4 protein-coding genes are annotated in these 4,303 nt (G+C 54.9%); all 4 read right to left on the minus strand.

Going from position 1 to position 4,303, the window contains the following annotated elements; all coding sequences use genetic code 11:
• Positions 1 to 113: 113 nt before the first annotated feature.
• The 4 genes from LBJ36_03920 to LBJ36_03935 are packed head-to-tail and all read right to left on the minus strand — an operon-like array spanning position 114 to position 3,785.
• Positions 114 to 266: a hypothetical protein gene (locus tag LBJ36_03920; protein MDR1378177.1), complete on the minus strand. Its 153-nt coding sequence runs from the start codon at positions 264 to 266 to the stop codon at positions 114 to 116.
• An 18-nt stretch (positions 267 to 284) separates the two neighbouring features.
• Complete coding sequence (locus tag LBJ36_03925; GenBank protein ID MDR1378178.1) at positions 285 to 932, minus strand: histidine phosphatase family protein; 648 nt, start codon at positions 930 to 932, stop codon at positions 285 to 287.
• Positions 929 to 2,620: a phosphoglycerate dehydrogenase gene (gene serA / locus LBJ36_03930; GenBank protein ID MDR1378179.1), complete on the minus strand. Its 1,692-nt coding sequence runs from the start codon at positions 2,618 to 2,620 to the stop codon at positions 929 to 931. The genes LBJ36_03925 and serA overlap by 4 nt, the downstream gene beginning before the upstream one ends.
• Position 2,621: 1 nt before the next feature.
• Positions 2,622 to 3,785, minus strand: a complete 1,164-nt coding sequence (locus LBJ36_03935) for an alanine--glyoxylate aminotransferase family protein (GenBank protein MDR1378180.1) — start codon at positions 3,783 to 3,785, stop codon at positions 2,622 to 2,624.
• Positions 3,786 to 4,303: the final 518 nt, after the last annotated feature.

The following is a 4,303-nucleotide window of genomic DNA, read 5'->3' on the forward strand; positions in this document are numbered from 1 at the left end:
TCTATCTTTCGTTTTCTATCTTTCGTTTTCTATCTTTCGTTTTCTATCTTTCGTTTTCTATCTTTCGTTTTCTATCTTTCGTTTTCTATCTTTCGTTTTCTATCTTTCGTTTTCTATCCTTCGTTTTCTATCCTTCCGTTGTTCTCCCCAACCAGCCCGCCCGCGTTGGAGCGAGAATAGTAGTAATCGTAGTAGTCGGTGGCGGAGCCATTGGAGACGATGGTGGAGGAGACGCTACCGCTGGCTACGCAGTTGTTCGTTATCATTCCGTAGTTTTCATCGCTTCAAAGTCCTTTCTGCTCCGGTAGCGCGAAAGAATCGCCGTCGAGGTAGTGGGCGTCCCCCATCAGACTCATCCGCGGGGAGTGGCCTTCTTTCAATTCGACGACCGTGAGTCCGCAGTTGGTGATTTGAAAACACCAAAAACTCGATAAAGGCGCTTCGAGAAAATAACACAAAAGCGTCTTGACCACGGCGTCGTGCGTCGTCAGACAGACATCACCGGAATACTTCAGAGCGATTTTCTCCATCGCGGCCACTGAACGGACTTGGACATCCCGCAACGACTCTCCTCCCTCTCCGGGCATGATAACCGTGTGGGGAGACGTGTGCCACGCTGCGTACAGGTCTGGCCAACGCGAGGCGACCTCGGTGGCAAGCAGCGTCTCCCATTCTCCATGATGAATCTCGGAAAATTCGGAGACAATTTCGACCGTACTCACCCCACACGCGGCGGCGATTTTCTTGCCCGTGACGAGAGCGCGTTTCAGCGGGCTGCTGACGACCGCCTCGAACCTGTGAGGCGCAAGGAACGCCGCGACCTTATCGCCCTGGGCAAGGCCATGCTCGCTGAGTTCCGTATCCCGCTGACCCTGAAAACGCCCTTCCACGTTCCAACTCGTTTCACCATGCCTAATGATGAAAAACCTCATTTTCCTTCATCTCCATATTTGCCTTCATCTCCATTCAGCTTGACTGTAGCAGCCCAAACCATGTCACCGTCCCGCTCTATCGCCAAAAGCAGTTCAGACGACAGAACGCCGTCGACCTCCATGACGGCCAGGGCCAAACCGCTGGATTCTTTGCGACCCAAGGAGAAGTTGGCGATATTCACCGATGAGTCCCCCAATAGTTTGCCAACTTTGCCGATGACACCCGGCCGGTCGTGATTCTGGAACAACAGAAGCTGCCCGTAAGGCCTGAAATCGATCCCGTAGCCATTGGTCTTCACGATATGCTGGCGGCCGTCCTCGGCGACCGTGCCGGTCAGCGTCACCGTGGACGTTTGGGTCTCCACGGCAACCTCGACAATATTACGGTACACGCGCGACTCTCCAAAACTTTCCTCCAGGGCGATTCCGCGCTCCGCCGCGAGAAGGGGAGCGATCATGTAGTTCACATCGGGCCCATGGGCGACTTCCAGAAATCCCTTGATGACGGCTATTGTGTAAGGGTGGCTGCCGCTGCGGGGTGCGTCTTCGTCGATCAGCTCGCTTCCCCGGATCATAACCTTGCACTTGAGCGCTGGGCCTCCGTCGTTTTCCATAAGCCGAGCCGCGAGAATACCTATTTTTCGAGAAAGATGAACGAAGTTCTTTTGAAGATCGTTCAAATGCTGCTCCATAAAAGGAAGATTGACCGCGTGGTCGTAAGGATCGCCCCTGAGAGCGGCAAGGGTGTTGGTGACCGCTATGCGCGCGACCTCGGTTTGCGCTTCGATCGTTGTGGCCCCAAGGTGAGGTGACAGCACCACTTTGGCCGATATGTCCTCGGCAAAGAGAGGGTGATCGGCGCGGGGCGGCTCTTGGGTGAAGACGTCGAAGGCCGCTCCGGCCAGCCGCCCGTCGCGCAGCGCCTGAGCACAGGCTTCTTCGTCCACGATTCCGCCCCGCGCACAGTTGACCAGGTACGATCCAGGTTTCATCGCCCTCAGCATCTTCTCGTCGATGACGCAGCGGGTTTCGTGAGTTACCGGCACGTGGATCGTTACCACGTCCGCCAGCGACAAAGCCCCGGCAAGGTCCGTCATATTCTGAATACCGAGCTCGTTCATCCTCTTGGCGGAAACATACGGGTCATAGCCCAAAATCTCCATACCAAACACGCGGCACCTAAGCGCGACCTGCGTTCCGATTCTGCCCAGGCCAATGACCAAGATCTTCTTGCCATTGAGCTGACGGCCGGTGAACTTTCCGCGGTCCCACTTTCCCTCACAGAGGGAGACGTAGGCCTGGGGAATGTGCCTCACGAGGGAAAGGAGGAGGGCCAGGGTGTGTTCGGCCGCCGCCAGTGTGTTTCCGGTCGGGGCGTTGATCAGGACGATCCCGCGCCTGCTCGCCTCCTGAATGTCCACGTTATCCACGCCCACTCCGGCGCGCGCGATCACCTTGAGTTCTTTGGCCGCGTCAATAAGGGCTTTGTCCATCGCCGTTCCGCTGCGGGTGATGATGGCGTCGTATTCCCCGATCACACCCAGCAAATCGTCCCGTGAGATGCCGACTCGGATGTCCGCCGTCACATCCGGCGCTTCGTTTAAAAGTCTGATTCCCTCTTGGCCCAATGCCTCTGGAACGATAATTCTGAACTTTTCACTCTTTTCGCTCTCTTGCTCGCCGCTCACGTTATTTTTCCTCCCATTTCTCCAACGCCCGCGCCATAAAATCCCCGGCCTGTTCCCTGGCGTTGCCCAAAGCGGCGTACAGACTGCCCAAGGCAAGGGATATTTCGGGCCACCTCACGTCGTGGTAGTGGGACATGCGGATGAGGTTTCCCTTGAACTGCCCCTGACCTCCGGCCACGTCCACGCCCATTGCCGCGAGGGCCTTAGTGACGGCCGAAGTCTTTCCCGATGGTATTTCGTTTAGTGAAGTTTCATCTGAAGGATAAAAGAAAGCCGTGACCCCCGGCGAACGGAAACGCTGATCTTTGACGAGAAGCTCGAATCCTAACGCCTCTATGCCCGCGGCAAGGGAGTGGGCCGCGCGAGCCCGGAGGTCGAACCATCCCTCATTAGATAAGATCTCGTCCAAAGCCGCGTCCAGGGCTGTGAAGAGGGAGACCGGCGGAGTGTAGGGATTTTCGGGAGCGTCTTTGTCCAGGTATTTTTTCTGCTGGGCAAGATCAAAATAGTAGCTGAGGCACTTTCTGTGGGATACGTGATCCCACGCCCGCTGAGAGAGCCAGACGAGCCCCAGCCCCGGCGGCGTGAGCAGCCCCTTCTGGGACGCGGTCGCGAGCCCGTCGATTCCCCAAACCTCGGGATAACAGGGCATAGCGCCCACCGCGCTGACTCCGTCCACGAGAACGAGGGGCCGTTTGTCTTTCGGCAGGGACGCGACGATCTCGTCGATGTGATTGAAAACTCCGGTGGAGGTTTCGTTTTGCGTGAGGAGCAAGAGGGCGGCGTCGGGGGACGAGGCGACGGCGGAAGCGACGGCCTCTGGAGACACGCCTTCACCGGGAGGAACGTCGACGTTGATCATCTTCGCCCCCGTGAGGGCGATTATTTCGCGGAACCTGTCGCCAAACACCCCGCAAGACACGGATATCACCTGGGTGTCTGGTCCAGCAAAATTAACAGCCAGACTTTCCAGCGCCCCGGTTCCCGAAGACGGGAAAATCACCGTCCTGCCCTTCGACCGAAGCAGGCGGCCCAGTTTTTCCTCAATATTTTTGAAAAGCGTCGAGAACTCGGCCCCTCTGTGACCTATGAGAGGACGAGCCTCCGCCAGAGAGACGCGGGTTGAAATTGGAACCGGTCCGGGAGTCATTAGATACTTGTTCATTATACAACCTTCTATCTGAATTAAATAAGAGGCCTAAAGTTAAATAAGAGACCCATCTGCATTAAATAAGAAGCCTAAAGTTAAATAAGAGGCCTATCTGAATTAAATAAGAGGCCTAAAGCTAAATAAGAGGCCTATTTGAATTAAATAAGAGGCCTAAAGCTAAATAAGAGGACTACCTGCATTAAATAAGAAGCCTAAAGTTAAATAATAGGCCTAAAGTTGACATACTCCCACGACTAAAATTGTGGGATTCTAAGATCGACAAAGACAGCCGACTGAAACTGGTCTTACGTCTTCTCCTTTAAGAGTGGATGCCCCCACTCTGAGAATATTTACAACCGCATTAATATCCCGGTCGTGTTCCGCCCCGCATCTCGCGTTGATAAGCTATAAAAAGAGTTTAACATGAAAGTAGACATATGGCAAGAAACCAAATACAAAACAAACGCCGCCAACGACGGCGTTGCGATTCTCATCTGTTCTCGTCCGTTCTCATCCGATCTCGTCCGGTCTCG

The organism is Synergistaceae bacterium, assembly GCA_031267575.1.
Lineage (GTDB): Bacteria > Synergistota > Synergistia > Synergistales > Aminobacteriaceae > JAIRYN01.

Bases quoted from the DNA above. Each gene is read 5' to 3' on its own strand.
- LBJ36_03920 (MDR1378177.1), bottom strand. From the start codon at position 266: ATGATAACGAACAACTGCGTAGCCAGCGGTAGCGTCTCCTCCACCATC.
- LBJ36_03925 (MDR1378178.1), bottom strand. From the start codon at position 932: ATGAGGTTTTTCATCATTAGGCATGGTGAAACGAGTTGGAACGTGGAA.
- LBJ36_03935 (MDR1378180.1), bottom strand. From the start codon at position 3,785: ATGAACAAGTATCTAATGACTCCCGGACCGGTTCCAATTTCAACCCGC.